The organism is Streptomyces flaveolus, assembly GCF_044765825.1.
Classification (GTDB): domain Bacteria; phylum Actinomycetota; class Actinomycetes; order Streptomycetales; family Streptomycetaceae; genus Streptomyces; species Streptomyces flaveolus.
Genome location: NZ_JBIWKU010000008.1, coordinates 199,023 through 221,855 on the forward strand (window position 1 = coordinate 199,023; position 22,833 = coordinate 221,855).

The following is a 22,833-nucleotide window of genomic DNA, read 5'->3' on the forward strand; positions in this document are numbered from 1 at the left end:
CATGGCGCAGATGCTCGCCGCCCGCCTGCACGTCCCGAGCCGCACCCTGCGGCTGGAGGAGGTGCCCCGCCCGCAGCCCGGGCCGGGCGAGGTCCTTGTCAAGGTCGAGGCGGCCGGGGTGTGCCTGTCCGACGTCCACCTCATCGACGGCACGCTCACCCCGCTGCTCCTGCGGGGCGACACCGTCACCCTCGGCCACGAGGTCTCCGGCACGATCGCCGAGGTCGGCGAAGGCGTCACCGCCTGGGCACCCGGGCAGCGGGCCGTGCTGTACGCCGGTGAGGTCCGCGACGGCGTCACCTACACCCGGGGCGTCGACTACGACGGCGGCTGGGCCGAGTACGCGCTGTCCGCCGCGACCGCCCTGACCCCGCTGCCCGACGCCATCCCCTTCGACCAGGGCGCGATCACCCCCGACGCCGTGTCCACCCCGTGGGGCGCGATCACCGAGACCGGCGGCGTCCGCCCCGCCGAGGCGGTCGGCGTGTGGGGCGTCGGCGGGCTCGGCGTGCACGCCGTGCAACTGCTGCGCGCCGTGGGCGCCTGCCCGGTCGTCGCCGTCGACCCCAACCCGGTGGCGCGCGAGCGTGCCCTGGCCGCCGGGGCCGACCTCGCCCTGGACTCCGCCGACCCGGGCCTGCGCGAGGCCGTCGGGGCGGCGACCGGCGGGGCGGGGCTCGCCGCCGCTTTCGACTTCGCGGGCGTGCCCGCCGTGCGCGAACAGGCGCTCTCCGTCCTCGCGCCCAAGGGCCGTCTGGTGCTGGTGGGCCTGACCGACAAGCCGCTCGGCGTCGCGGACGGCACCCGCTTCAGCTACCTCCAGCAGCGGATCCTCGGCCACTACGGCTCCGACATGCCGGTGGCCCTGCCCCAGCTGCTCCGGCTGATCCAGGGTGGACGGCTGGACTTCTCCGGGTCCATCAGCGGGGTGCTGCCGCTGGCCGAGGCCGCCGAGGCGGTCGCCCGGCTGGAGAAGAAGGAGGGCAACCCGATCCGGCTGATCCTGCGCCCGTGAGGTGAGGGATTCCTGAGAATCCTCGAGGCGGTTGAACGCCGGCGCCCCCGACTCCGTATGGAGCCGGGGGCATTTCATGCCCGGGACCGCCACGACGCACGACGTAGGAGCACGCCTTGGGACACAACAGGCGCAGACGCCCGACCGGGGCGCGGCGCGCGACCTTCTCCGCGGTCGCGCTGATACTGGGCGGCGGTGGTCTGATCGCCGCCAACGTGTTCGCCTCCGCGACCGAGTCGGGGACCAGCCCCGCCGTTGCTCTGGGCAATTCCGGCGTCGCGGCCACGGTCGACTGCCCCGACCTGAGCGAGCGGCTGACGACGGTCCCCGAACCGGCCAGGCCGGACGTCGACGGCGAACTCGCACGGCTGGACGAGCAGATCGCCACGGCCTACCGCCAACTCCAGGAAGCGGCACGCACCGCCGATGACGGCGAGGTCGACGAAGGCGCGATCCTCGACCCGTTGGAGAAGCAGCGGACGGAGACGATCGCACGCATCGTCACCGCCGTCGACGGCGCCGGGGACCGGCCCGAAGGACTGGAGGCCCTCGCGGCGTGCACCCTGCGACGCACCGCGGTCGCGACACAGCAGACGAGCGGCAGCCCGGACGGGCAGCAGACCGGTACGGGCGACGAGGCCGGCGACGGCGAAGGCACCGGAGCCGGCGACGACGCCGGCAACGGGGAGCAGCCCGGTCAGGGACAGGGGCAGGGCAACGGCGGTCAGGCCGGCAACGGCCCCGTCGCGGCGGACTACGTCGACATCACGACGGTCCGGCCCAACGCCGTGAAGCCGCGCCAGGACGAGGACGCCTCACGCGGCACCTTCGTCACCAGCTGCGGCGTCAACGCCGAGGGCCTGTTCAACTCCGACAACGTGATCGCCGCCCCCGGCGTGGGCAACGGCGCCCACCACTTCCACGACTACGTCGGCAACCAGGGCAACAACGCCTTCGCCTCCGACGACGACCTGGCGAACGCCGGCACCAGTTGCGCGGACCAGGGCGACAAGTCCTCCTACTACTGGCCGGTGCTGCGCCTGCAGAACGGCACAGCGGAACAGGACGACCGGTCACCCGGCGGCGGCATCGAGGGCAACGCCGGCGAGATCGTCACGCCGGCCGAGGTGACGCTGACGTTCGGCGGCAACGAGCGCGGCAAGGTCACGGACATGCCGCGGCTGCTGCGCATCATCACCGGCGACGCGAAGGCGTTCGTCAACGGCAACACCAACGCCAACGCCTCCTGGAGCTGCACCGGTCACGAGGACCGGCAGCTGAAGGACAAGTACCCGATCTGCCCGGCCGGCAGCGACGTGGTGCGCACCTTCACCTTCCAGAGCTGCTGGGACGGCCGCAACACCGACAGCGCCAACCACCGCACCCACGTGGCGTTCGCCGCCGCCGACGGCAGCTGCCCGGACGGCTTCCGGCCCGTCCCGCGACTGGTGCAGCGCATCGTGTACGACGTGGACGCGCCGAGCCTCGACGACGGAGGCAGGACGACGCCCCTGTTCGCCGTGGACTCCTTCCCCGAGCAACTGCACAAGCCGGTCACGGACCACAGCGACTTCATCAACGTCTTCGACGAGGACCTGATGCGGGAGATGGTCGACTGCATCAACAGCGGCCGGTCCTGCGGCCCGGACACACCCCCCGCCCCGGACCCCGGCCAGAGCGAGGCCCCGCAGCAGCCGACCGGAACCCCGGAGACCCCAGGGACCCCTCAGAACCCCGGGGCCTCCGCGACGCCGGACGGCGGGAACGGCCAGGAGACCCCGGAACAGCCGGGCGACGACGGCGGGCAGACCGCCGGACCCCCGGCCGGGCAGGCCGGCACCGCGCCGGCACCCACGGACGCCGGCCAGGACGGGAAGAAGCCCGAACCCGCGAACCCGCCTGCGAACCCGGACCGGCCCGAGGCCTCCCGCACCGCAGAGCCCAGGGCCGCCACCACGCCCGCCGGGACTCCGGGCGACGTGAGCAGCCCCGTGGCCGCGCCCGACAGGACTCGGGGGACGGACGGGAGCGGCGCCGCGGCGGCCGCGGGCTCCGCGAGCGAGCCGCAGGGCACCCAGGGCGGGCTCGCGGAGACGGGCTCCAGCCTGGGCCTGTGGCCCGCGGCGGCCGGAGGCGTCCTCTTCGCCGCCGGATGCCTGCTGCTGCTCCGCACCAGGCGGCGTACCCGGTGACACCCCCGTGACGGCGCCGTTCGGTCCCGACGCCGGCCGGGACCGAACGGACGTCAGTCGTCGAGCGCTTCCTTGACGTCGCCCAGGTCGACGAACTTGAAGTCGGTGGCGGCACGTTCGCCGTCGCCCGGAGTGTCGTGACCGTCCTGCACGACGAGCAGGCCGTCGGGGTAGCGGCTGCCCAGCGGCCGGTTCAGCACCGCCGCTCCGTCGCACTCCTCGGAGCCGTCCAGCCGGGCCGAGGCGGCACCGACGCGGAACCCGCCCTCGTACTCGTTGTGGTCGTCCTGCTCGCGGTCGTACGCGGCGAAGGTGTCGTCGCCCTGGCTGGAGGCCAGCAGATACCCGTCGCCGTCGGACTCCTGGAGGAGCGTCAGCCCCTCCACGTCCGCGGCCAGCCGGGTGCCGCCGTACCCGGGGTCGGAGCCGGCGACGCACTCGTCGGCCGCCTCGTCGTACGTGGCCGGGACCCCGTACTCCCTCACCTTGTCCACCAGCCGGGGCGTGCCGGTGAGGTCGGCGCGCAGACGCCAGATGCCGACGTCTTCCTGCCCGGCGTACAGGGTGCCGTCGGCCGGGTCGACGACCATCCCCTCCACCTGGGGCAGTTCGCCGGGCTCGGCGCACGGCGACCAGTCCGTGCCGTTCGGCAGGCGGAAGGACGCGGGCAGGTCCAGGGTGCGGACCGTGCGGTAGCCGACGTGTCCGGACGCCGTCGGCGTGAGCTCCAGCAGGGCGAGCCGGGTGCGTTCCCGCCGGCTGACCAGCGCATAGGAACGCTGAGTGGCCTTGTCGGTCCAGGTGGCCAGGCCGTACACGGTGCGCTGGTCGTTGATCTCGGCCTGGCCGGCGGAGAACACCGGCGCGGCAGCCGGGTCGGTGACGTCCGTCAGGGGACGGCCGGGGCCGGCCGGGTCGATGCGGTAGACGCGCAGGCGGTCGCTGCCGCGGTCGGTCGTGACCGCCAGGTCCGCCCGGCCGGTGGAAAGCCGCATGCCCTCCACCAGGTCGACGTTGTTGAAACGGCCGGGCGCGTCGTCGGGACCCGGGGCCGGGGGAGCGGCCACCGACTGCACCAGCCGGGCGTCCAGGTCGTAGACACGCAGCCCGCCCTCCTTCGCCGTCGCGACGACGAGGCTGCGGTCGGGGTCGGCGGGGTCGCGCCAGATGGCCGGGTCGTCCGCGTCGGCGTTCCCGCCGGCCTCGTCGTCGTACAGCGGAGCCGTCTCGACCCGCGGCCGTACGGTCGGCAGCGCGTCGTCACCGTGCGCCGCGGCCGGTACCGCCGACAGGAAGGTGACGGCCGCGGCGAGGGCGCAGGCGGCCGGTCGGCCGAGGGGATGCCTGGACATGCCGGTACTCCTCAAGTCGAAGACATGACAACCAAGTTCATTCGATGATCTTGAACGTGGTTTCGGTCACCCGGGGGCCCTGCCGGTGACGGGAAGACGTCCGGCGGGGGAACGGCGCGCGTGGCCCCCGTGTGCGCGGGGCGGCCGGTCCGGTGGCACCGCGGTGACCGGCGCGTCTATACGATGTCCGCCCAGGAGACGGGTGGCGGCGGAAGGGAGTGCGGGCGTGACGGATCACCGGCGTCCCCGGCGGCGGGGGCAGGGCGAGCTGGAGGCGCTGGTGCTCGCGGTGCTGCGTGAGGCGGAGGGGCCGGCGACGGCCGGCTGGGTGCAGGAGCGCCTGGGCGGGGACCTGGCCTATACGACGGTGGTGACGATCCTGACCCGGCTGCTGGACAAGGGTGCGGTGAGCCGGGAACGGGCGGGCCGCTCCTTCGCCTGGACGCCGGCGGACCCCGCGGGTCTGGCCGCGCGACGGATGCGCGGGGTGCTGGACGCGGAGAGCGACCGCGAGGCGGTGCTGGCGAGCTTCGTGACCGGCCTCGACCCGGCCGACGAACGGCTGCTGCGCGACCTGCTCGGCGGCGCGGCCGGGGCCGAGGGAGAAGACTGACGCCTCATGGGGGTCTTCGTCTTCCTTCCGCTGGTCCTGCCGCTGACCGCGTGGCCGATCGCGCGCCTGGCCGAACAGCACCTGCACCCGCGGACCGCGACCAGGCTGCTCACCGCGGTGGCCGCCGTGATGGCACTGTGCAGCACGGTGTGCCTCGCCCTGCTGGTGGTGGTCGGCACCGCCCAACTGCCGGGCAATCCGCTGCCCGACGGCTGGTCGGATCCGGAGGTACGGGCGGCGGTGCCCTACGACGAGGTCGCCGGCAAGGCGGCGATCCCGGCGCTGTGCGCGGTGGTCGTCGCCTCGGCCCGGGCCCTGTGGCGTCACGGCCGAGTGCGCCGCCGCGCCCACCACGCACTGGCCGGACTGCCGGGCACGTCCGTGGCCGTGCTGCCGGACGAGGTGCCCTACGCGTACGCGCTGCCCGGCGGGCGAAGGGACCGGGTGGTGGTGACCACGGCCCTGCTGGACTGCCTCGGACCGGCCGAGCGGCGGGCGTTGTTCGCCCATGAGCGGGCCCATCTGGCCGCCCGGCACCACCGGTTCCTGCTCACCGTCAGGCTGGCCGCGCTGGCCAACCCCTTCCTGCGGCCGCTGCGTACGGCCGTGGCCTACACGGCGGAGCGCTGGGCCGACGAGGAGGCCGCGCGGACGGTCGGTGACCGCCGCGCGGTGGCGACCGCGATCGGCAAGGCGGCCCTGGTCTCCCGGGGCACCCCGGTGGCCACGCTCGCCGGCCTCGCGGCGCCGGGCCCGGTGCCCCGCCGGGTGGCCGCCCTGCTCGGTCCGGCCCCCGCCACGCGCACCTGGCCCCCGGTGTTCACGTCGGTGGGCCTGGCGGCCTGGGCCGCGGCGGCCGGAACGGCCGTGTCGGCGATGTCGTCCGCGAACGCCGCCGTCACGATGTTTCTCGTCCTCCGCGCGGCGACGCCCCTCTGAGGTGTGGGCCGGAACCCTGGCCCGTACCGCCCTCGAAGCCCAGGAGCGCACGGGCGGGGCCCCGCGCCGCCGGCGGGGCCGTCAGTCCGTCAGTCCGGCGGCGAGCGTGGCCCCCAGCTCCCAGCAGGCCTCCAGGTCGGCCTTGGCGGGCTCACCCGCCACCGTCACGGCCGGGGCGGCGCGCTGCCAGCCGAGGCCGGTCGTCACCGACTCGATGCCGCGCACCGCACCGGTGGTGTCACTGCCGCCGTGCACGTAGTAGCCGAAGGGCCGGCCCCGTGTCTCGTCCAGGCAGGGGTAGTAGACCTGGTCGAAGAAATGCTTCAGGGCGCCGGACATGTAGCCCAGGTTGGCAGGGGTGCCCAGCAGGTAGCCGTCCGCCTCCAGCACGTCGACGGCCGTGGCCGCCAGTGCCGCCCGCCGGACGACCCGGACACCCTCGATCTCCGGTGCGGTCGCTCCGGACACGACGGCTTCGAGCATCGCCTGGCAGTTCGGCGACGGGGTGTGATGCACGATCAGCAAAGTGGTCACACCCCGAAGCCTGCCGCCCGGCACCCTCCGGCCGCAACAGACGCCGGGTGGCGGCTCACACTTCGGGAGCCGCCGTCTCCGTCAGGGTGCCGTCGGCCAGCCGCAGCCACCGGTCGACCCCGATCTCGCTCAGGAACCGCTCGTCGTGGCTGACCACCACGAAGGCTCCCCGGTAGGAGTTCAGGGCGCCCTGCAACTGCTCCGCGCTGACCAGGTCGAGGTTGTTGGTCGGCTCGTCCAGGAGCAGCAGGTGCGGGGCGGGTTCCGCGCACAGGACGCAGGCGAGGGTGGCCCGCAGCCGCTCGCCGCCGGACAGCACACCGACGGGCAGATGGGCGCGGGCGCCGCGGAAGAGGAAGCGGGCGAGCAGGTTCATCCGCTCGGCCTCGGGCCGGCCGGGGGCGTACGCGGCGAAGTTCTCGGCGACCGTGCGGTCCCCGTCCAGCAGGTCGAGCCGCTGCGAGAGGTACGCGACGCGCCCGTCGGCCCGCTTGACCGTGCCCTCCCCGGGCTCCAGGTCGCCGTTCAGCAGGCGCAGCAGCGTGCTCTTGCCGGCGCCGTTGGGGCCGGTCAGCGCGATGCGCTCGGGGCCCCGGACGGTCAGGCCGACGCCCTGGCCGGGGAACACGTCCCGGTCGCCGAGCCGGATCCGCAGCCCCTCCCCGAGGAAGAGGGTGCGTCCGGCGGGCACGTCGGTGTCCGGCAGGTCGAGGACGATGCGCTGGTCGTCGCGGAGCGAACGCCCCGCCTCGTCCAGCCGGGCCTTCGCCTCGCCGACCCGGCTCGCGTGGGTCTGGCCCGCCCGGCCCGCGGACTCCTGCGCGCCCCGCTTCATGGTGCCCGCGAAGATCCGCGGCAGACCGGCGTTCTTGAGGTTGCGGGCGGCGTTGCTCGCCCGGCGCTCGGCCCGTTCCCGGGCCTGCTGCATCTCCCGCTTCTCCCGCTTCAGTTCCTGCTCGGCGTTGCGGACGTTCTTCTCGGCGACCTCCTGCTCCGCCCGCACCGCCTCCTCGTACGCGGTGAAGTCGCCTCCGTAGAAGCGCAGTTCACCGGAGTCGAGTTCGGCGATGCGCTCCATGCGGTCGAGCAGGGCGCGGTCGTGGCTGACCAGGAGCAGACAGCCCTTGTAGTCCGACAGCACGTCGTAGAGCTTGTGCCGGGCGTCCAGGTCGAGGTTGTTGGTGGGCTCGTCGAGCAGCAGCACCTCGGGCCGCTTCAGCAGTTGTGCGGCGAGCCCGAGGGAGACGATCTGGCCGCCGCTGAGCGTGTCGAGGCTCCGGTCCAGGGCGAGGCCGCCGAGACCGAGGCGGTCGAGCTGGGCACGGGTGCGTTCCTCGATGTCCCAGTCGTCGCCGATGGTCGTGAAGTGCTCCTCGGCCACGTCCCCTGACTCGACGGCGTCGATGGCGCGGATCACGGCGGCGACCCCCAGCACCTCCGCCACCGTGAGATCACCGGACAGGGGGAGGGTCTGCGGCAGGTAGCCGACGGTGCCGGTGGTGGACACGGACCCGGTGCCGGGTCGCAGTTCCCCGGCGATCAGCCTGAGCAGGGTGCTCTTGCCGGAGCCGTTGGGGGCCACCAGGCCGGTGCGGCCCGCGCCCACGGTGAACGACAGGTCCTCGAAGACGGGGGTGTCGTCGGGCCACGAGAAGGAGAGGTTCGAGCAGATGACGGCGGCGTCGGACATGGGTGACCTCGCTGAGGGGAGGGGCGGGGGAAGAGACACACCCGCCCGGGACAAACAGGGAAAAGGGAACGACGAAATCGGCCACTGCGGCGGCGCTCCTGTGTGCCTGCCCGTGGCCGTCAGTGCGGGGTATCACCCGCAGATGTCGTCGTCACCCACCATGTCCGGGACCTCTCGATACGCGATCAACGTCTCCCCCAGACTAACAGCCGCCTCCCGCGAGGCGTGGCCGAGCGCAGGACAGGGGGCTCGGCGGCGGACGTGCCTCGACCGAGGACGCCGTGCGGGGCCGGCGGTCGTGACCGCAGCATCGCGTGATCACCGGCCTCGACCAGCACCAGGGCCGGTCGGCCCGACCAGCATGCGCCGCCCGGCGCCGCCGCACGGCGGAGCCGCCCGCCCCAGGGGGGGCGGGCGGCTCCGTCACGTGGCGCCGGCGGCGGCTCAGCCGACCGGGGCCGCCGGTCCCTTGTCGGCCGGGGCCGCGGCGGCCTCGCCGGACTCCTCGGCGAGACGCTCCATGCCGCTGGTGGTCTTCAGCGGCTTCTCCTTCAGGAACACGACGGCGACCAGCGCGAGCAGGGCGAACGGTGTGGCGATGAGGAAGAGGTCCGCCGTGGCGACCCCGTAGGCGTGCTCGACGATCGACCGCATCGGGGCGGGCAGCGTGGACATGTCCGGCACACTGCTCTCGCCCGAACCCTCACTGGTCGACGCGGTGATGCCGGCCTCCCTGAGCCCCTTGGTCATCTCGCTGGTGACCCGGTTGGCGAGGATCGCGCCGAGGACGCTGACGCCGATGGTGCCACCCATGCTGCGGAAGAACGACAGCACGGACGTCGCGGCACCCAGGTCGGCGGCGGGCACGTCGTTCTGCGCGGCCAGGACCAGGTTCTGCATCAGCATGCCGACGCCGATGCCCAGCACCGCCATGTAGAGGCTCAGCAGACCGAAGTGCGTCTTGGCGTCGATCGTGGACAGCAGCGCGAGGCCGACGGCCATGATGACCGCGCCCGCCACCAGGTACCGCTTCCACTTGCCCGTCCGGCTGATCACCTGGCCGGCGACGGTGGACGACACCAGCAGGCCGAGGATCATGGGCAGGCTCATCAGACCGGCGACGGTCGGCGACTTGCCCAGGGAGACCTGGAAGTACTGGGAGAGGAAGACGGTCCCGCCGAACATGGCGACACCGACCAGGAGGCTGGCGACGGTCGTCAGCGTCACCGTGCGGTTGCGGAAGATGTCGAGCGGGATGACCGGCTCGGCGGTGCGGGCCTCGACGAAGACCGCGGCGACCAGCAGCAGCACGCCACCGCCCGCGAGGGCGCCGGTCTGCCAGGAGGCCCAGTCGAACTCGTTGCCGGCCAGCGACACCCAGATGAGCAGCGCGCAGACACCGGCGACGATCAGGAAGGCGCCGAGCCAGTCGATCCGCACCTGGCGGCGCGTGGTCGGCAGCCGCAGCGTGCGCTGCAGCAGCGCGATGGCGAGCAGCGCGAACGGCACGCCGATGAAGAAGCACCAGCGCCAGCCAAGCCACGAGGTGTCGACCAGCACACCGCCGACCAGCGGCCCGGCCACGGTGCCCACGGCGAAGACGGCACCGAAGATGCCGGCGTACTTGCCCAGCTGGCGCGGCGGGATGACGGAGGCCATCACGACCTGCGCGAGGGCCGTCAGGCCGCCGGCGCCGATGCCCTGCACGACCCGGCTGAAGATCAGCAGGCCGACGCCGTGGGAGAAGCCGGCCAGCAGCGAGCCGACGACGAACATGCACAGCGAGAGCTGGAGCAGCAGCTTCTTGTTGAAGAGGTCGGACAGCTTGCCCCACAGCGGCACCGTCGCCGTCATGGCCAGCAGTTCCGCCGTGACGACCCAGGTGTAGGAGGACTGGCTGGCGCCCAGGTCGGCGATGATCGTGGGCAGCGCGTTCGAGACGACGGTGCCGGCCAGGATCGCGACGAACATGCCGGCCATCAGCCCGGACATGGCCTGGAGTATCTGCCGGTGGGTCATGGAGGTGGGAGGCGCGTCGTCGGGCGCCTGAGGTGCGGTCACGGCATCTCTTTCGGGTGATGGTGGGGTGGGTGTCGCGATCGTGCTGCGCCGCGGTTACGCGCCAGGTGCCGGAAGGCCGGCGGCGAGGAGGGTGAACACCTCGTGGAACACGTCCAGGAAGGCGGCCTCCTGCTGGTGGGCCGACCAGTGGTCCACACTGGTCCGCACCGCGGCGGTCGCCACCGCGGCCAGCAGCCGCGGGTAGAGGCCGGGGTCCGCGGGCCGTTCCCCGTCGCCGGGGGCGCCGCGCAGACGGGTGGCGATGGCATCGGCCAGGTCGGCCTCCGCCGCCATGTGCGCCCCGACGCCGCGCGCCAGGAGGTGCGGCGAGGCGTGCAGCACTTCGGCGTGCAGCCGCCACAGCTCGTGCTGCTGCTCCGCCTCGGCGAGTTCCGCGGCCATGGCCTCGCGCAGGGCCTCCAGCGGGGACAGCCCGGCCGGTGCGTCGAGCACCGCGCGCCGCATCCGCGCGCCGGCGTCCGCGTCGATGACGACGAAGGCGTCCTCGCGCGTGTCGAAGTAGTTGAAGAAGGTCCGCACGGACACCCCGGCCGCGGCGCTGATCGCCTCGACGGTGACCTTGTCCGCCCCGTGCTCGGCGGCGAGCCGTACCGCGGCCTCGGCGAGAGCGGCACGCGTGGCCCGCTTCTTCCGCTCCCGCAGACCGCCACCGGCGGCACCCTTCTCCGACATAAGTTGCATGGTATGCAAAGATGCACGCCATGCAAAATTCCCCCACGCGGTACCATACCCGCAGGGGTATGCGGAGGAGGACGCGTGGAACTCGACATGTCGGCCGAGGAGCTGAAGTCGGCGCTCAACCGGCTGCGGCGTGCCCAGGGGCAGCTGGCCGGAGTCATCAGGATGATCGAGGAGGGCCGCGACTGCGAGGACGTGGTCACCCAGCTCGCCGCCGTCTCCCGGGCCCTGGACCGGGCCGGGTTCTCGATCATCGCCACGGGGCTGCAGCAGTGCATGACCAGTGACGATCCCGAGGTGCGGAACTCCGCCCAGATGCGGGCCCGTCTGGAGAAGCTCTTCCTGTCCCTGGCCTGACCCCCCGCCACCGGCCCCCCGGCCGCGTCGCACAACTCCGGCGTACGGCCGTGAAGTCGGGGACGAGCCGCGGAGCCACGGCCGGCACCGGGGTCGGCACCGGTGCCGGCCGTGCTGCGTGCGCCACGCGCCGCGCCCTTCGCGCACCACCTGGACCCGCCACCGGACCCGCGGTCCCCACCGCTGTCGGTCGACGCCCCCGGCGGCGGGCCCCGACGCGTCCCCCTGGGCCCCTTCCCGTATCGCGGGCGGCTGCGGGCCGTCGTCGGCCGGTCGCGCAGTTCCCCGCACCCGGACGGTACGTCCGGTGAACGCGCCCCTCGGGGGCGCGGGGAACCGCGCGAACGGCGTACCCGCCGGCAGAGCCTGCGCCGTCACCGCGCCCCCGCCCCCTGATGCCGCCGACCCCGTTCGGGAACGGACGTGACCCGAACGGTCCTGTCGGGTACCCGCCCGGTCCGCACGGGGTTGGGATGTGCAGGGCACCACGCGCGCCCCAGCAACCGCACCCGCCCCGGCCCGACCGCTGTCCCGACACGGAAAGGACCCCCGATGTCCGTCGACACGCAGCAGGCGCCCCCCGGGCTCCCGGACGAGGAGCTCGCCACCCTGGACGCCCACTGGCGCGCCGCGAACTACCTCTCCGTCGGCCAGATCTACCTGATGGCGAACCCGTTGCTGACCGAGCCGCTGCGCCCGGAACACGTCAAGCCGCGCCTCCTCGGCCACTGGGGCACCTCACCGGGCCTCAACCTCGTCCACACCCACCTCAACCGGGTGATCAAGGCCCGCGACCTGGACGCCCTGTGCATCTGGGGGCCCGGCCACGGCGGACCCGCCGTCCTCGCCAACTCCTGGCTGGAGGGCTCGTACACCGAGACCTATCCGGACGTCACCCGGGACGCGGACGGCATGGCCCGGCTCTTCAGGCAGTTCTCGTTCCCCGGCGGCGTGCCGAGCCACGTCGCCCCCGAGACCCCGGGCTCCATCCACGAGGGCGGCGAGCTCGGCTACTCCCTCTCGCACGCCTACGGCGCCGCCTTCGACCATCCCGGCCTGGTGGTCGCCTGCGTGATCGGCGACGGCGAGGCGGAGACGGGCCCGCTGGCGACGTCCTGGCACTCCAACAAGTTCCTCGACCCGGTGAACGACGGCGCCGTCCTGCCGATCCTCCACCTCAACGGCTACAAGATCGCCAACCCGACGGTCCTGGCCCGCCTGCCCGAGGCCGAACTCGACGACCTACTGCGCGGCTACGGCCACGACCCCGTCCACGTCACCGGCGACGACCCCGCCGCCGTCCACAGGGCGATGGCCCACGCCATGGACACCTGCCTCGACCGCATCGCCGCGATCCAGCGCGCCGCCCGCGAGAACGGCGGCGGCGACCGCCCCCGCTGGCCGATGATCGTCCTGCGCACCCCGAAGGGCTGGACCGGCCCCGCCGAGGTCGACGGCCTGCCCGTGGAGAACACCTGGCGCGCCCACCAGGTCCCGCTCGCCGCCGTACGCACGAACCCGGAGCACCTGCGCCAACTGGAGCAGTGGCTGCGTTCCTACCGGCCCGAGGAGCTGTTCGACGACGCCGGAGCCCCGCGCCCCGCCGTCCTGGCCGCGGTCCCCGAGGGCCCGCGCCGGCTGGGCGCCACCCCCTTCGCCAACGGCGGCCTGCTGCTGCGCGAACTGCCCCTGCCGCCCCTGGAGACGTACGCCGTCGCCGTCGACAAACCCGGCGCGAGCATGCACGAGCCGACCCGGGTCCTCGGCGACCTGCTGGCGGACGTCATGGCCGCCACCGCCGACCGCCGCGACTTCCGCATCGTCGGCCCCGACGAGACCGCCTCCAACCGGCTCCAGGCCGTCTACACCGCCAGCGGAAAGGCCTGGCAGGAACAGACCCTGCCCGTCGACGAGGACCTCGACCGGCACGGCCGGGTGATGGAGATCCTGTCCGAACACACCTGCCAGGGCTGGCTGGAGGGCTACCTCCTCACCGGCCGGCACGGACTGTTCTCCTGCTACGAGGCCTTCGTCCACATCGTCGACTCGATGGTCAACCAGCACGTCAAATGGCTGCGCGTCACCCGCCGCCTGCCCTGGCGCGCCCCCATCGCCTCCCTCAACTACCTGCTCACCTCCCACGTGTGGCGCCAGGACCACAACGGCTTCTCCCACCAGGACCCCGGCTTCGTCGACCACATCCTCAACAAGAGCCCCGAAGCCGTGCGGGTCTACCTGCCGCCGGACGCCAACACCCTGCTCTCCGTCGCCGACCACGCCCTGCGCAGCCGCGACTACGTCAATGTGATCGTCGCCGGCAAACAGCCCTGCTTCGACTGGCTGACCATGGAACAGGCCCGCGCCCACTGCGCCCGCGGCGCCGGCATCTGGGAGTGGGCCGGCACCGAGGACGGCACCCGTGAACCCGACGTGGTGCTCGCCTGCGCGGGCGACGTGCCCACCCAGGAGGTGCTGGCCGCCGCCCAGCTCATCCGCCGCCATCTGCCCGACCTGGCGGTGCGCGTGGTCAACGTCGTCGACATCGCCCGGCTGCTGCCGAGCGAGGAACACCCGCACGGAATGAGCGACTTCGAGTACGACGGCCTGTTCACCGCCGACAAACCCGTGATCTTCGCGTACCACGGCTATCCCTGGCTCATCCACCGCCTCGCCTACCGCCGCTCCGGCCACGCGCACCTGCACGTGCGCGGCTACAAGGAGATCGGCACCACCACCACGCCGTTCGACATGGTCCTCGGCAACGACCTGGACCGCTACCGCCTGGTCATGGACGTCATCGACCGGGTACCGGGCCTCGCCGTGCGCGCGGCGGCCGTGCGGCAGCGCATGGAGGACACCCGGCTGCGCCACCACGACTGGATCCGGGAACACGGCGTCGACCTGCCCGAGGTCGCCGACTGGTCCTGGGCCGGCTGACCCGCGACGCCTGCGCCCAGCCTTCCGTCAGCCCGTCAAGGGGTAGGTGACCACGCGCGGGAACCCGTCCGGCCTGCCGTCGGTGTAGGTCAGTGTCATCCGGGTGAAGTGCTGCTCTCCCGGATCCTGCTCCCGAGCCTGCGGCCGGTCGAGCCGCACGGTCACCGGGTACGAGCGGAACGTGCCGGCCGCGCAGTAGGGCTTGCAGTCGTTGACCGCGTTGTACCCCCGCCCGGCCGCCCTGGCCGCGTCCCAGCGCACCCAGTGCATCGAGGCCAGGCGGCTGTTGCCGTCCCCGCAGGCCAGCACGAACGCCGCCGGCCGTACCTCGCCCTGCATCGAGCAGTCGACGAGTACCGGGTCCTGGCCCTGCTGCTTCACGGTCTGCTGTGCCTGCGGGGCGGCCGAAGCGGCGCCCAGGGGTACTGCCAGCGCGGCGGCGGCACAGAGCGTGACCGCTGCCCTCATCGGGTTCCTGCCCATGTCTGCTCCCGGCCGTCTCGGGGTCGCTGTCTCCGCTTTTCCCCGTACCGACCGTACGACCGTGCCCACGAACGCACCACTCGTACGGAGCAACGCCCCGGGCCGGGCCTCGGCGGCCGCTACGCGGGCCTGTCGAGCAGCCCGGCCACCAGGTGGCGCGCGTAGGCGGCGTCGAGCCTGCCGGGGCGGAACAGGATGCGGTACATGATGGGTGCGACGACGCGGTCGACGACCGTCTCGGTGTCGGGCGCCGTCTCGCCGCGGTCGGCCGCGCGGGCGAGGACGGCGTCGATCTGCTCGGCGGCGTAGGCGGAGCACTGGCCCGCGTTGGTGCCGTCCGGATCGCCCAGCAGGGCGTCGCGGATGTAGGCCCGGCCCGGGGGAGAGGCCATCTCGTCGAGGAACTGCTCGGCCCAGGCCGTCAGGTCGGCCCGCAGCCCGCCGTGGTCCTCGGGCGCGGTGTCGGGACGCAGACGCTCGACGGCCACGTCCGACAGCAGCTCCTGGAGGTCACCCCAGCGCCGGTAGACCGTCGACGGGGTGACTTTGGCGCGTGCGGCGACCATCGGCACCGTCAGTGCGTCGCGGCCCACTTCGGCGGTCAGTTCGCGCACGGCGGCGTGCACCGACTCCTGGACCCGGGCGCTGCGCCCGCCCGGGCGGGCCATCGGTCTGGGGCTCATGCCCACACCTTAAAGCAACGTTCTTGCGTCAAGCATGGCTCCGTTCGTACGCGTGGCCGACGCGCAGCACGGTGGCCTCGTCGAGCGGGCGCCCGAGCAGCTGCATCCCGATCGGCAGCCCCTCCCGGTCGAGGCCCACCGGGAGGGTCAGCGCGGGGACGCCGGTGATGTTGGCCGGCGCGGAGAGCCGGACGTAGGCGTCGGAGACGCTCTCCACCGTGCCGTCGGGCCAGGTCACATGGTCCTGACCGGCCGGTACGGCCGTGACCGGGACGGTCGGGGCGGCGACGACGTCGACCTGCCGGAGCAGGCCGGCCCACTCCTGCCGCATCAGGGTCCGTGCCCGCTGGGCCCGCAGGTGGTCCCCGGCCGGCATCAGCTCCCCGGCCTCCAGCAGGACGCGGACGTCGTCCTGGTACAGGTCGGGCGAGGAGCGCAGGGTCTGCTCGTGGTAGGCGGTGGCCTCGGGCACCATCAGGCCCCACTGCGTCGCCTGGACGTAGCGGGCCATCGGGATGTCCACGTCGACGAGCCGTGCGCCGAGTTCCTCCAGCCGTCGCACCGCTTGCCGGACGGCTGCCTCGACCTCCGGGTCGACACGGTCGAAGTAGTAGGTGCGCGGCACACCGACGCGCAGCCCGGTCAGGTCCCTCGCCCCGGTGCCGGGCCGGTGGTCCGCCACCGGGACGGGCAGGGAGGCGGGGTCGCGCGGATCGTGCCCGGCCAGGACGGCCAGGACCAGGGCCGCGTCCTCGACGGTGCGCGTGAGCGGGCCCACGTGGTCCAGCGACCAGGACAGCGACGTCACCCCGTGCCGGGGCACCAGGCCGTACGTCGGCTTGAGGCCGACGACGCCGTTGAGCGCGGCGGGCACCCGGATCGAGCCGCCGGTGTCGGTGCCGAGGGCGAAGGTCGCCGCCCCCGCCGCGACGGCGACGGCGGAGCCACCGCTGGAACCGCCCGCGACCCGGCTCCGGTTCCGGGCGTTGCGCGTCTGCGGCGTGGTCAGTCCGTAGGCGAACTCGTGGGTGTGGGTCTTGCCGGCCAGTACCGCGCCGGCCGCCGCCAGGCGCGCGGCGACCGTGCTGTCCTGCCGGGCGCGGTGCCCGGCGCGGACCCGGGAACTCGCCGTGGTCGCCGTGCCGGCGACGTCGATCAGGTCCTTGAGGCCCATGGGAACGCCGTGCAGTGGACCGCGGAGGCGGCCGGCCGCCGCCTCTCTTTCCGCCTCGCGGGCCGACCGGCGCGCCCGCTCCGCCGTCAGCGTCACATAGGCGCCGAACAGCGGCTGCACCTCCCGGGCGCGGTCCAGTACCGAGTCCACCAGTTCGACCGGGGAGAGCCGTCGGGCGCGGATCGCCTCCGCGGCGGCGGTGAGGGTCAGCTCATACGGCGGCATCCCGCGCCTCCTCTCCCGGACGGCCGCCCCGGTGCCCCGGGTGGAAGGCGGCGGCGGGCGGGGTGTCACCGAAGTCCAGCTCCCGCAGCACCGAGACCACGGTGCGGATGTGTTCGGCGGTGGCCGCCACCACGGCTCGGTGTTCCTCTTCAGGGGTGGGCATGGGCCCTCCTCGCTAAAAGCTAACGGTTTGCGTTAGGGGACTCTAGGTTCTACGGTGGCTAAACGCAAACCCATAGCTTTTAGCGTCCCAGGGAAAGACGGCACCGACATGAGCAGCCCCTTCTGGACCGTGGGTGACACCACCGTCCACCGCATCGACGAGACCCTCCTGCCGCCCGCGACCGGACCCTGGCTGCTGCCCCGGGCCACCCCCGACGTGGTGACGCGCGAGGACTGGCTGTACCCCGATTTCGCGGACCGCGACGGGGTCCTGCGCCTGGGCAGCCACAGCTTCGCCCTGACCACGGGAGGGCTGCGCGTCCTCGTCGACACCGGCATCGGCAACGGCAAGACGCGGGCGAACCCGGCCTGGCACGACCTGCGCACCGACTACCTGGAGCGGCTGACCGCGGCGGGCTTCCCCCCGGACGAGGTGGACCTGGTGATCCTCACCCACCTGCACACCGACCACGTCGGCTGGAACACGAGGCACGTCGACGGCGCCTGGGTCCCCACCTTCCCTCACGCCCGCTACGTCGTCTCCCGCGCCGAGCGCGACTTCTGGGCCGGGTACGCCATGGACGAGCCGAGGCGCCAGATGTTCCGCGACTCGGTCCGTCCGGTCGAGGACGCCGGACTGCTCGACGCCGTCCACGTCCCCGCTGACGGCGCCGACATCGCCCCCGGCCTTCGCCTCCTGCCGACGCCGGGACACACCCCGGGCCACGTGGCCGTACACGTGGGCGGGGTGGGGGCGGGGGCGCTGATCACCGGGGACTGTGTCCACCATCCCGTGCAGTTCGCCCACCCCGCGATGGGCAGTTGCGTCGACATCGACCCGGCGGGGGCCGAGTCGACCCGGCGTGCCCTGCTCGCCTCGCTGGCCGGCACGGACACGCTGGTGCTGGGCACCCACTTCCCGCCGCCCACCGCGGGCCGTGTCGTCTCCCACGGGGACGCCTACCGGCTGGCGCCCGTGCCGGGCCGGTTCGTGCGATAAGGCGCCGATTGCATCCACCGTGTGGTCGTCGCGGCGGTGCGCAACCGACGCCGCCGCCCGGGTGTCTCATGCCGTCGAGAACGGCGACCACCAAGTGGAGGACCGCGGTATGCACACGATGACTGCCCCGACTGCCGCCGACCCGACGCGCTCCCGCACCCGGGAGACCGAGGGCGACTTCCTGCTCCAGCCGCCCAACCCCGCCGAACGCGTCCCCTGCCTCATCGACCCCGTCGACCTGCGCCGCCTGGACCTGCTCGCCCTCCTGACCGCGGCGGGCATCGCGCCTTCCGCCGGGGACCGTGCGGCCATCGAACAGCTCAGCGAACTCCCCGGCAGCGTGCACCTCGCACTGCACCGATGGCTGGAACAGGCGTACGGGTTCTGCCGGTGATCCGCGGACGGATGCTCCCTCTCAGCACCCCTGACGCAAAGCCCCCGTACCCTCTTCTGTTTCCTGGTGGCCCGGTCCGGCCGCGTATGCCAACGGAGGTGCGATCGCTCGCGCGTTCGCGAGCTGGTGCAGGACGTGGGCCGCCGACCCGTGGCCGGCGGCGGTCTCGAACGTGCCGGACTCCTGGAAGAGACTGCCGCGCAGGACCAGTCGGCGGCTTCCTCTCAGGTGCTTGGTGCTTCGCCACCCGTCCCGGGCCGTGACTCACTGCCGGTCCGCAGATCCACCCCCCGCCGGGCCAGAGTGAGGACGCCGACGACGATGAGGGCGACGCCGGCCAGCTGCGGCAGCACCCACCAGCCGGTGCGTACGTCCTCGCGGTACAGGACCACGCCGAGCAGCAGGCTCACCGTCGCGTCGCCGAGGGTGAGGGCCGGCTGGGAGGCGACCAGAGGGCCGCCCTGCATGGCGTGCTCCAGCAGGAGCACGGCGCACACACCGGCCGCGGCGAACGCGTACGTCTGCCAGACGGTCAGGAAGCCGATCACGCCGTCCGTGTCGAGGACCCGCATGGAGTCCTTCATCAGCCCGGCGGTCAGGGCGTAGCAGACCGCGGTGGCCGCGCCGAGGCAGCCGGCGCGTGCCTTGCCGACGGGCCGCTTCAGCCCGGCCGCGGCCAGCAGGACGGCCGCCCCGGCACAGGCCCCGAGCGCGGGCACCCAGCGGTCCATGGAGACGTCGTTGCTGCCGCCGCCCGGCGCGGCCGCCGCCAGCGCCAGCCCCAGGCCGACGACCACACCGCCCACGGCGAGCCACAGGACGTCGGCGAGGCGGTGGCGGGTCAGCAGCGAGGCCAGCAGCAACGCCAGCGGAAGTTCCAGCACGAACAACGGCTGGACGAGTGACATGGGCCCGGTCGCCAGGGCCGCCGCCTGCCCCACCCCGGCGACGACGACGGCCAGCATGCCGCCGAGCCAGACCGGCCGCCGCAACAGGTCGACGACGAGGCCCGGACGGAACCCCTGGGACTGCGGCACGCTCAGCGCGGCCCGCCGCTGCAGCACGGTGGCCAGCGCGTTGCTGAACGCGGCGACGAGAGCGAAGAGCACCGGCAGGACAACACCCATCCACCGATCCTCACCCCGTTTCGCCCCGGCCGCGCGCCGCAGCACCACCGGAGCGGGCGCGAAGGGCCGTCCGGCCCGCCCGGCGGTGTGGTGCTCCGGCGCGGCCGTGTTTCCGGGGAGCCGGGTCAGTCGTCGGCGCCGTCGGAACCCGACTGTGCCCCGGCGTCGTCCTGCTTCGGCTCCGGCGTGTCGGAGGCGGTGTAGTAGACGGACGTTCCCTGCTTGGTGCGCTGGGCCTGGTTCTTGGCGACGAGCCCCTCGAGCGTGGTGCGCACGACCGTGGTCTTGATGGTGCGGTCGGAGTGGGCCTGGCCCAGTGCCGTGGTGACCTCGGCGGCGGAGCGGGGCTCCTTCTGCTCGCTCAGGTGCTTGCGGACCAGTTCGACCAGCGTGGGCTGGGCCGGCTTCGCGGCGGAGGAGGACGACGCGGAGGAGACGGCGGCCGCGGGGGAGGAGGACCGGTCCGTCGACTTCTTCGCCGCCGGCTTCCCGACCGCCTTCGTGGCCGCCTTCGTGACCGACTTGGTGGCCGGCTTCGCGGGCGACTTCGACGCGGACTTGGCGGTGGACTTGGCAGCGGGCTTCGTCGCCGGCTTCGCGGCCGCGGCGCGCTTGGGCGCGGCACCGGCCTTCCCGCCCCGCGTGCGCTTGCTCCCGGCGGCCGTCTCGGCGGCGGCACTGTCACGGGGTGCGGGCACCGGCGCCTTGTCGGTCACCGACGGGGCGGGTGGCGTGGTGACACCGAGCGCCTGCTGCATGTTCACCAGCAGGGCGTGGTCGTGCTGCAGCGCGGCGAGTTGCTGCTGCAGGTCGGTGATCTCCCCGCTGATGCGCTCCTGTTCCTTGACGTTGCGCTCCAGGTCGCTCGCCACCTGAACGCTGTACTGCGACGCGAGTTCGGTGGCGGTCTGCGTGGTGCTCTCGGACATGGTGTTGACTCTCCTCGATTCGCGGCCGTGAAGGCACGGGAGGACGGCAGGACATAAGTCGTGGGACATGGAGGTCATGTCCGGTCGGCGCCGGGCAGCGGAGTGTTCGGTACTGCTGCCGACCGCGTCGACTCCCAAATGGTACGGACGACGGCGCCTGTTGTTCGTCTGTTTGCTTTCGGGCCGGTATACCACGTCAGGTCTGCACCGTGGTACGCGTCACCGGCACATCGACGCCTTCAGTGGCTCTCGGGGGCGCTGCCCGGTGCCGGTTGTCGCCCGGGTGTTCGGAACGCAGACACCCGACGCCCGGACAGCAAACGGTCCGGCCGGACTACCGGACGCGGGCGGCCAGCCGCTCCATGTGCCGCGCCGCCTCCCGTGCCTCCCGCTCGGCCCCCGCCAGCGCGTCGCCGGCCGCCCTGTTCCTCTCCCGGGCCTCTCGCCGTTCGCGCTCGGTGCGCTTCAACTCCTCGCGCGCGTCGCGCAGTTGACGCTCGGCGGCGGACACCTGCTGTCGCGCCCGGTCATGGTCGTCACGGGCTTGCCGCAGTGCCTCCTCGGCGTCCGTCCGTGCCGCACGCCGCTCATCGGCACGGCGCTCGGCGGCCTCGGCGACCTCCTGGGCCCGGGTGAGTTCCTCCTGCCGTTTGCGCCGCCGCTCGGCGAGCTCGTCCTCGGCCCGCGTTCCGGCCGGGGCATGTTTCGCCGCCGGCCGGGACGGCTTTCGTACCGGTGCGGAATCCGGTGGTGCGATGGCGGCGGGAAACTCCGACGGCGGGGTGAGTGAGTTCTCCAGGCGTCCCTCCGCCCATCGGCCGGCCGCGTCCGGATCGGCGAGGACCGCGCGCAGGGTCGACTCGACCTCCCGCCGCGCCGTCTCCGACAGTTGGTGACCCGCCTCGTCGGCGAGTTGGACCGCCTGCCGGGACAGGGCGGAGACGACCTTCCGGCGCTGCGCGGAGAGCTCCTTGAGACCGGCGGCGTCCAGGGTGCGGTGTGCCTCGCGCAGTTCCTGGCCCAGTTCCAGGAACCGCCGGCTCTCCTCGGGCCGGGAGCGCAGCAACAGGTTCGCCGCCCAGGCGGCGCGGGTGGGCCGGCGTGCGGCACGGATGCGGCGGGCGTCCTGCGCGTGACCGGCCGTTCTCGCGGCGGCGGCCCGCTCCTCACGCCGGGGGACGAAGTCGGACGGCGGCGTGGTGTACAGCTCGTCGAGGACCGCCTCCACGTCCTGCTCGCCCGCGCTCCGCCGGCGCCCGCCCTTACGCTGCATGCTCCTCGGCCTCCACTCGGACGTCCACGACCGCCACGGCCGGCTGCGCCCGCTCCGCGACGCCATGTGCGGTCTGCCCGCGCTCCTCCCTCCTGTCTACGGCCGCCCCGGCCGCCCCGCGACCCGGACGGTGCCCACCCGGACGCCTCGTCCCGCCCGCTCGCACCCGGACACGGTCGTCGCCGGCACGGGACTCTGCGCCCCACCCCGGCGCGTGTGTGACCGGAGCCGGCCCCGGGGCACAGCCCGGTCCTCACGCCCGCCCTGCCCCGTGCCCGAGGCTCGCGACTCACTCCCCGAGGACCGCGGCGAAACGCCGGGCGACCTCGTGCCAGACCTCGGTGGCCGCCGGACCGTCGTGTTCCGCCCGGCGGGACAGCTCCGCCGGGTCCATGCCCAGGGCCCGGATCCGTTCCGGATCCCACGACCGCACCCGGTCCGCGTCCGCCTCCGGGTGGAACTGCACGCCCCACGCCCGGTCACCGACCCGGAACGCCTGGTACGGGCACCGCTCGCTCTCCATCAGCCAGGACGCCCCCGGCGGCAGGGTGGTGACGGCGTCGACATGGTGTTCGATCGCGCTCACCCGGTCCGGCAGCCCCCGGAACAGCGGATCGGCCCCGGCCTCCGGGCGCAGGCTCAGCGGTGTGCTGCCGATCTCCGGCTCGCCGTGCCGCCCCCGGACGGTGCCGCCCGCGACATGCGCGAGCAGCTGGCCGCCGAGACAGATGCCGAACACGGGGGCACCCCGCTCCAGTGCCTCGGCGACCAACGCGCGCGTGGACGCCAGCCAGGGGGCGCCCAGGTAGTCGTCGGGCAGGTAGCCGCCGCCCAGAACCATGACGCCCGAGTGGTCCAGACGCCGGGGGAGCGGCGCTCCGGCGTACGCGTGCACCACGTCCAGTGCCGTCCCCTCCGCGGCCAGCCAGTCACCGAACCGGCCCGGCCCGCCGCTCCGGCCGTTCTGCACCACCAGCAGCCGTGACAACCGCCC

General features: G+C 73.5%; 21 protein-coding genes and 1 pseudogene. 9 read left to right on the forward strand and 13 right to left on the reverse strand.

Annotated elements, in window-relative coordinates:
* The first annotated feature begins 1 nt into the window (after window position 1).
* Both ACIRG6_RS24575 and ACIRG6_RS24580 read left to right on the forward strand, forming a co-directional pair.
* On the forward strand, window positions 2-1,015 hold the full coding sequence (locus tag ACIRG6_RS24575; RefSeq protein WP_403324584.1) for a zinc-binding dehydrogenase: 1,014 nt from the start codon (window positions 2-4) through the stop codon (window positions 1,013-1,015).
* Between the two features lie 116 nt (window positions 1,016-1,131).
* Window positions 1,132-3,207, forward strand: coding sequence for a DUF1996 domain-containing protein (locus ACIRG6_RS24580; RefSeq protein WP_403324586.1), 2,076 nt, complete (start codon window positions 1,132-1,134; stop codon window positions 3,205-3,207).
* A 53-nt stretch (window positions 3,208-3,260) separates the two neighbouring features.
* On the opposite strand, the gene ACIRG6_RS24585 is transcribed toward ACIRG6_RS24580, so the two are convergent.
* Window positions 3,261-4,559 carry a phytase gene (locus ACIRG6_RS24585; protein ID WP_403324588.1) on the reverse strand — a complete coding sequence of 433 codons (1,299 nt, stop codon included), beginning with the start codon at window positions 4,557-4,559 and terminating at the stop codon, window positions 3,261-3,263.
* 226 nt (window positions 4,560-4,785) lie between these two features.
* Between ACIRG6_RS24585 and ACIRG6_RS24590 the strand changes: the two genes are divergently transcribed.
* Both ACIRG6_RS24590 and ACIRG6_RS24595 read left to right on the forward strand, forming a co-directional pair.
* A complete protein-coding gene (locus ACIRG6_RS24590) occupies window positions 4,786-5,172 on the forward strand; it encodes a BlaI/MecI/CopY family transcriptional regulator (RefSeq protein WP_350723527.1) in 387 nt (128 codons plus the stop codon).
* A 6-nt stretch (window positions 5,173-5,178) separates the two neighbouring features.
* Window positions 5,179-6,111: a M56 family metallopeptidase gene (locus ACIRG6_RS24595; protein ID WP_364682500.1), complete on the forward strand. Its 933-nt coding sequence runs from the start codon at window positions 5,179-5,181 to the stop codon at window positions 6,109-6,111.
* Between the two features lie 81 nt (window positions 6,112-6,192).
* On the opposite strand, the gene ACIRG6_RS24600 is transcribed toward ACIRG6_RS24595, so the two are convergent.
* The 4 genes from ACIRG6_RS24600 to ACIRG6_RS24615 all read right to left on the reverse strand — a co-directional run bounded on the left by ACIRG6_RS24600 (window position 6,193) and on the right by ACIRG6_RS24615 (window position 11,098).
* Window positions 6,193-6,645: a flavodoxin family protein gene (locus tag ACIRG6_RS24600; RefSeq protein WP_239769326.1), complete on the reverse strand. Its 453-nt coding sequence runs from the start codon at window positions 6,643-6,645 to the stop codon at window positions 6,193-6,195.
* Between the two features lie 55 nt (window positions 6,646-6,700).
* A complete protein-coding gene (gene abc-f / locus ACIRG6_RS24605) occupies window positions 6,701-8,335 on the reverse strand; it encodes a ribosomal protection-like ABC-F family protein (protein ID WP_364682502.1) in 1,635 nt (544 codons plus the stop codon).
* A gap of 444 nt (window positions 8,336-8,779) precedes the next feature.
* On the reverse strand, window positions 8,780-10,396 hold the full coding sequence (locus ACIRG6_RS24610) for an MDR family MFS transporter (protein ID WP_364682504.1): 1,617 nt from the start codon (window positions 10,394-10,396) through the stop codon (window positions 8,780-8,782).
* Between the two features lie 54 nt (window positions 10,397-10,450).
* The gene (locus ACIRG6_RS24615; protein WP_318215862.1) at window positions 10,451-11,098 is read right to left on the reverse strand and encodes a TetR/AcrR family transcriptional regulator; all 648 of its coding nucleotides are present in this window, start codon (window positions 11,096-11,098) and stop codon (window positions 10,451-10,453) included.
* Window positions 11,099-11,173: 75 nt separating this feature from the next.
* Between ACIRG6_RS24615 and ACIRG6_RS24620 the strand changes: the two genes are divergently transcribed.
* The gene (locus ACIRG6_RS24620; RefSeq protein ID WP_189232753.1) at window positions 11,174-11,452 is read left to right on the forward strand and encodes a metal-sensitive transcriptional regulator; all 279 of its coding nucleotides are present in this window, start codon (window positions 11,174-11,176) and stop codon (window positions 11,450-11,452) included.
* 552 nt (window positions 11,453-12,004) lie between these two features.
* Window positions 12,005-14,389, forward strand: coding sequence for a phosphoketolase family protein (locus tag ACIRG6_RS24625; protein ID WP_403324592.1), 2,385 nt, complete (start codon window positions 12,005-12,007; stop codon window positions 14,387-14,389).
* Window positions 14,390-14,416: 27 nt separating this feature from the next.
* Here ACIRG6_RS24625 and ACIRG6_RS24630 read toward each other — a convergent pair whose 3' ends face one another.
* From ACIRG6_RS24630 to ACIRG6_RS24645, 4 genes are all read right to left on the reverse strand, one after another.
* On the reverse strand, window positions 14,417-14,857 hold the full coding sequence (locus ACIRG6_RS24630) for a hypothetical protein (protein ID WP_403324594.1): 441 nt from the start codon (window positions 14,855-14,857) through the stop codon (window positions 14,417-14,419).
* Between the two features lie 134 nt (window positions 14,858-14,991).
* Window positions 14,992-15,555 carry a TetR/AcrR family transcriptional regulator gene (locus ACIRG6_RS24635; protein WP_403324595.1) on the reverse strand — a complete coding sequence of 188 codons (564 nt, stop codon included), beginning with the start codon at window positions 15,553-15,555 and terminating at the stop codon, window positions 14,992-14,994.
* Between the two features lie 28 nt (window positions 15,556-15,583).
* Window positions 15,584-16,954: an amidase gene (locus tag ACIRG6_RS24640; RefSeq protein ID WP_403324597.1), complete on the reverse strand. Its 1,371-nt coding sequence runs from the start codon at window positions 16,952-16,954 to the stop codon at window positions 15,584-15,586.
* Complete coding sequence (locus ACIRG6_RS24645; RefSeq protein ID WP_364682514.1) at window positions 16,941-17,117, reverse strand: hypothetical protein; 177 nt, start codon at window positions 17,115-17,117, stop codon at window positions 16,941-16,943. Before ACIRG6_RS24645 ends, ACIRG6_RS24640 begins: the two co-directional genes overlap by 14 nt.
* Before the next feature lie 108 nt (window positions 17,118-17,225).
* Here ACIRG6_RS24645 and ACIRG6_RS24650 point away from each other — a divergent pair, with 108 nt between their 5' ends.
* The 3 genes and pseudogenes from ACIRG6_RS24650 to ACIRG6_RS24660 all read left to right on the forward strand — a co-directional run.
* Window positions 17,226-18,116, forward strand: coding sequence for an MBL fold metallo-hydrolase (locus ACIRG6_RS24650; RefSeq protein WP_364682516.1), 891 nt, complete (start codon window positions 17,226-17,228; stop codon window positions 18,114-18,116).
* A 118-nt stretch (window positions 18,117-18,234) separates the two neighbouring features.
* On the forward strand, window positions 18,235-18,510 hold the full coding sequence (locus ACIRG6_RS24655; RefSeq protein WP_403324598.1) for a hypothetical protein: 276 nt from the start codon (window positions 18,235-18,237) through the stop codon (window positions 18,508-18,510).
* Between the two features lie 108 nt (window positions 18,511-18,618).
* Window positions 18,619-18,711: pseudogene (locus ACIRG6_RS24660) on the forward strand (NADP oxidoreductase); the annotation flags it as partial.
* 23 nt (window positions 18,712-18,734) lie between these two features.
* On the opposite strand, the gene ACIRG6_RS24665 reads toward ACIRG6_RS24660, so the two are convergent.
* From ACIRG6_RS24665 to ACIRG6_RS24680, 4 genes are all read right to left on the reverse strand, one after another.
* On the reverse strand, window positions 18,735-19,637 hold the full coding sequence (locus ACIRG6_RS24665; protein WP_350726104.1) for a DMT family transporter: 903 nt from the start codon (window positions 19,635-19,637) through the stop codon (window positions 18,735-18,737).
* 125 nt (window positions 19,638-19,762) lie between these two features.
* Window positions 19,763-20,566 (reverse strand): hypothetical protein, encoded by an 804-nt coding sequence (locus ACIRG6_RS24670; RefSeq protein ID WP_403324599.1) that lies wholly within the window; start codon window positions 20,564-20,566, stop codon window positions 19,763-19,765.
* Between the two features lie 334 nt (window positions 20,567-20,900).
* A complete protein-coding gene (locus ACIRG6_RS24675; RefSeq protein ID WP_403324600.1) occupies window positions 20,901-21,839 on the reverse strand; it encodes a hypothetical protein in 939 nt (312 codons plus the stop codon).
* 289 nt (window positions 21,840-22,128) lie between these two features.
* The gene (locus tag ACIRG6_RS24680; protein ID WP_403324601.1) at window positions 22,129-22,827 is read right to left on the reverse strand and encodes a type 1 glutamine amidotransferase; all 699 of its coding nucleotides are present in this window, start codon (window positions 22,825-22,827) and stop codon (window positions 22,129-22,131) included.
* Window positions 22,828-22,833: the final 6 nt, after the last annotated feature.

What these genes read in the sequence shown, in the direction of transcription:
- ACIRG6_RS24650 (WP_364682516.1), top strand. Translation starts at nt 17,226, where the DNA reads ATGAGCAGCCCCTTCTGGACCGTGGGTGACACCACCGTCCACCGCATC.
- ACIRG6_RS24670 (WP_403324599.1), bottom strand. Translation starts at nt 20,566, where the DNA reads ATGTCCGAGAGCACCACGCAGACCGCCACCGAACTCGCGTCGCAGTAC.
- ACIRG6_RS24675 (WP_403324600.1), bottom strand. Translation starts at nt 21,839, where the DNA reads ATGCAGCGTAAGGGCGGGCGCCGGCGGAGCGCGGGCGAGCAGGACGTG.
- ACIRG6_RS24585 (WP_403324588.1), bottom strand. Translation starts at nt 4,559, where the DNA reads ATGTCCAGGCATCCCCTCGGCCGACCGGCCGCCTGCGCCCTCGCCGCG.
- ACIRG6_RS24615 (WP_318215862.1), bottom strand. Translation starts at nt 11,098, where the DNA reads ATGCAACTTATGTCGGAGAAGGGTGCCGCCGGTGGCGGTCTGCGGGAG.
- ACIRG6_RS24645 (WP_364682514.1), bottom strand. Translation starts at nt 17,117, where the DNA reads ATGCCCACCCCTGAAGAGGAACACCGAGCCGTGGTGGCGGCCACCGCC.
- ACIRG6_RS24665 (WP_350726104.1), bottom strand. Translation starts at nt 19,637, where the DNA reads ATGGGTGTTGTCCTGCCGGTGCTCTTCGCTCTCGTCGCCGCGTTCAGC.
- ACIRG6_RS24655 (WP_403324598.1), top strand. Translation starts at nt 18,235, where the DNA reads ATGACTGCCCCGACTGCCGCCGACCCGACGCGCTCCCGCACCCGGGAG.
- ACIRG6_RS24575 (WP_403324584.1), top strand. Translation starts at nt 2, where the DNA reads ATGGCGCAGATGCTCGCCGCCCGCCTGCACGTCCCGAGCCGCACCCTG.
- ACIRG6_RS24625 (WP_403324592.1), top strand. Translation starts at nt 12,005, where the DNA reads ATGTCCGTCGACACGCAGCAGGCGCCCCCCGGGCTCCCGGACGAGGAG.
- ACIRG6_RS24640 (WP_403324597.1), bottom strand. Translation starts at nt 16,954, where the DNA reads ATGCCGCCGTATGAGCTGACCCTCACCGCCGCCGCGGAGGCGATCCGC.
- ACIRG6_RS24635 (WP_403324595.1), bottom strand. Translation starts at nt 15,555, where the DNA reads ATGAGCCCCAGACCGATGGCCCGCCCGGGCGGGCGCAGCGCCCGGGTC.
- ACIRG6_RS24595 (WP_364682500.1), top strand. Translation starts at nt 5,179, where the DNA reads ATGGGGGTCTTCGTCTTCCTTCCGCTGGTCCTGCCGCTGACCGCGTGG.
- abc-f (WP_364682502.1), bottom strand. Translation starts at nt 8,335, where the DNA reads ATGTCCGACGCCGCCGTCATCTGCTCGAACCTCTCCTTCTCGTGGCCC.
- ACIRG6_RS24630 (WP_403324594.1), bottom strand. Translation starts at nt 14,857, where the DNA reads ATGAGGGCAGCGGTCACGCTCTGTGCCGCCGCCGCGCTGGCAGTACCC.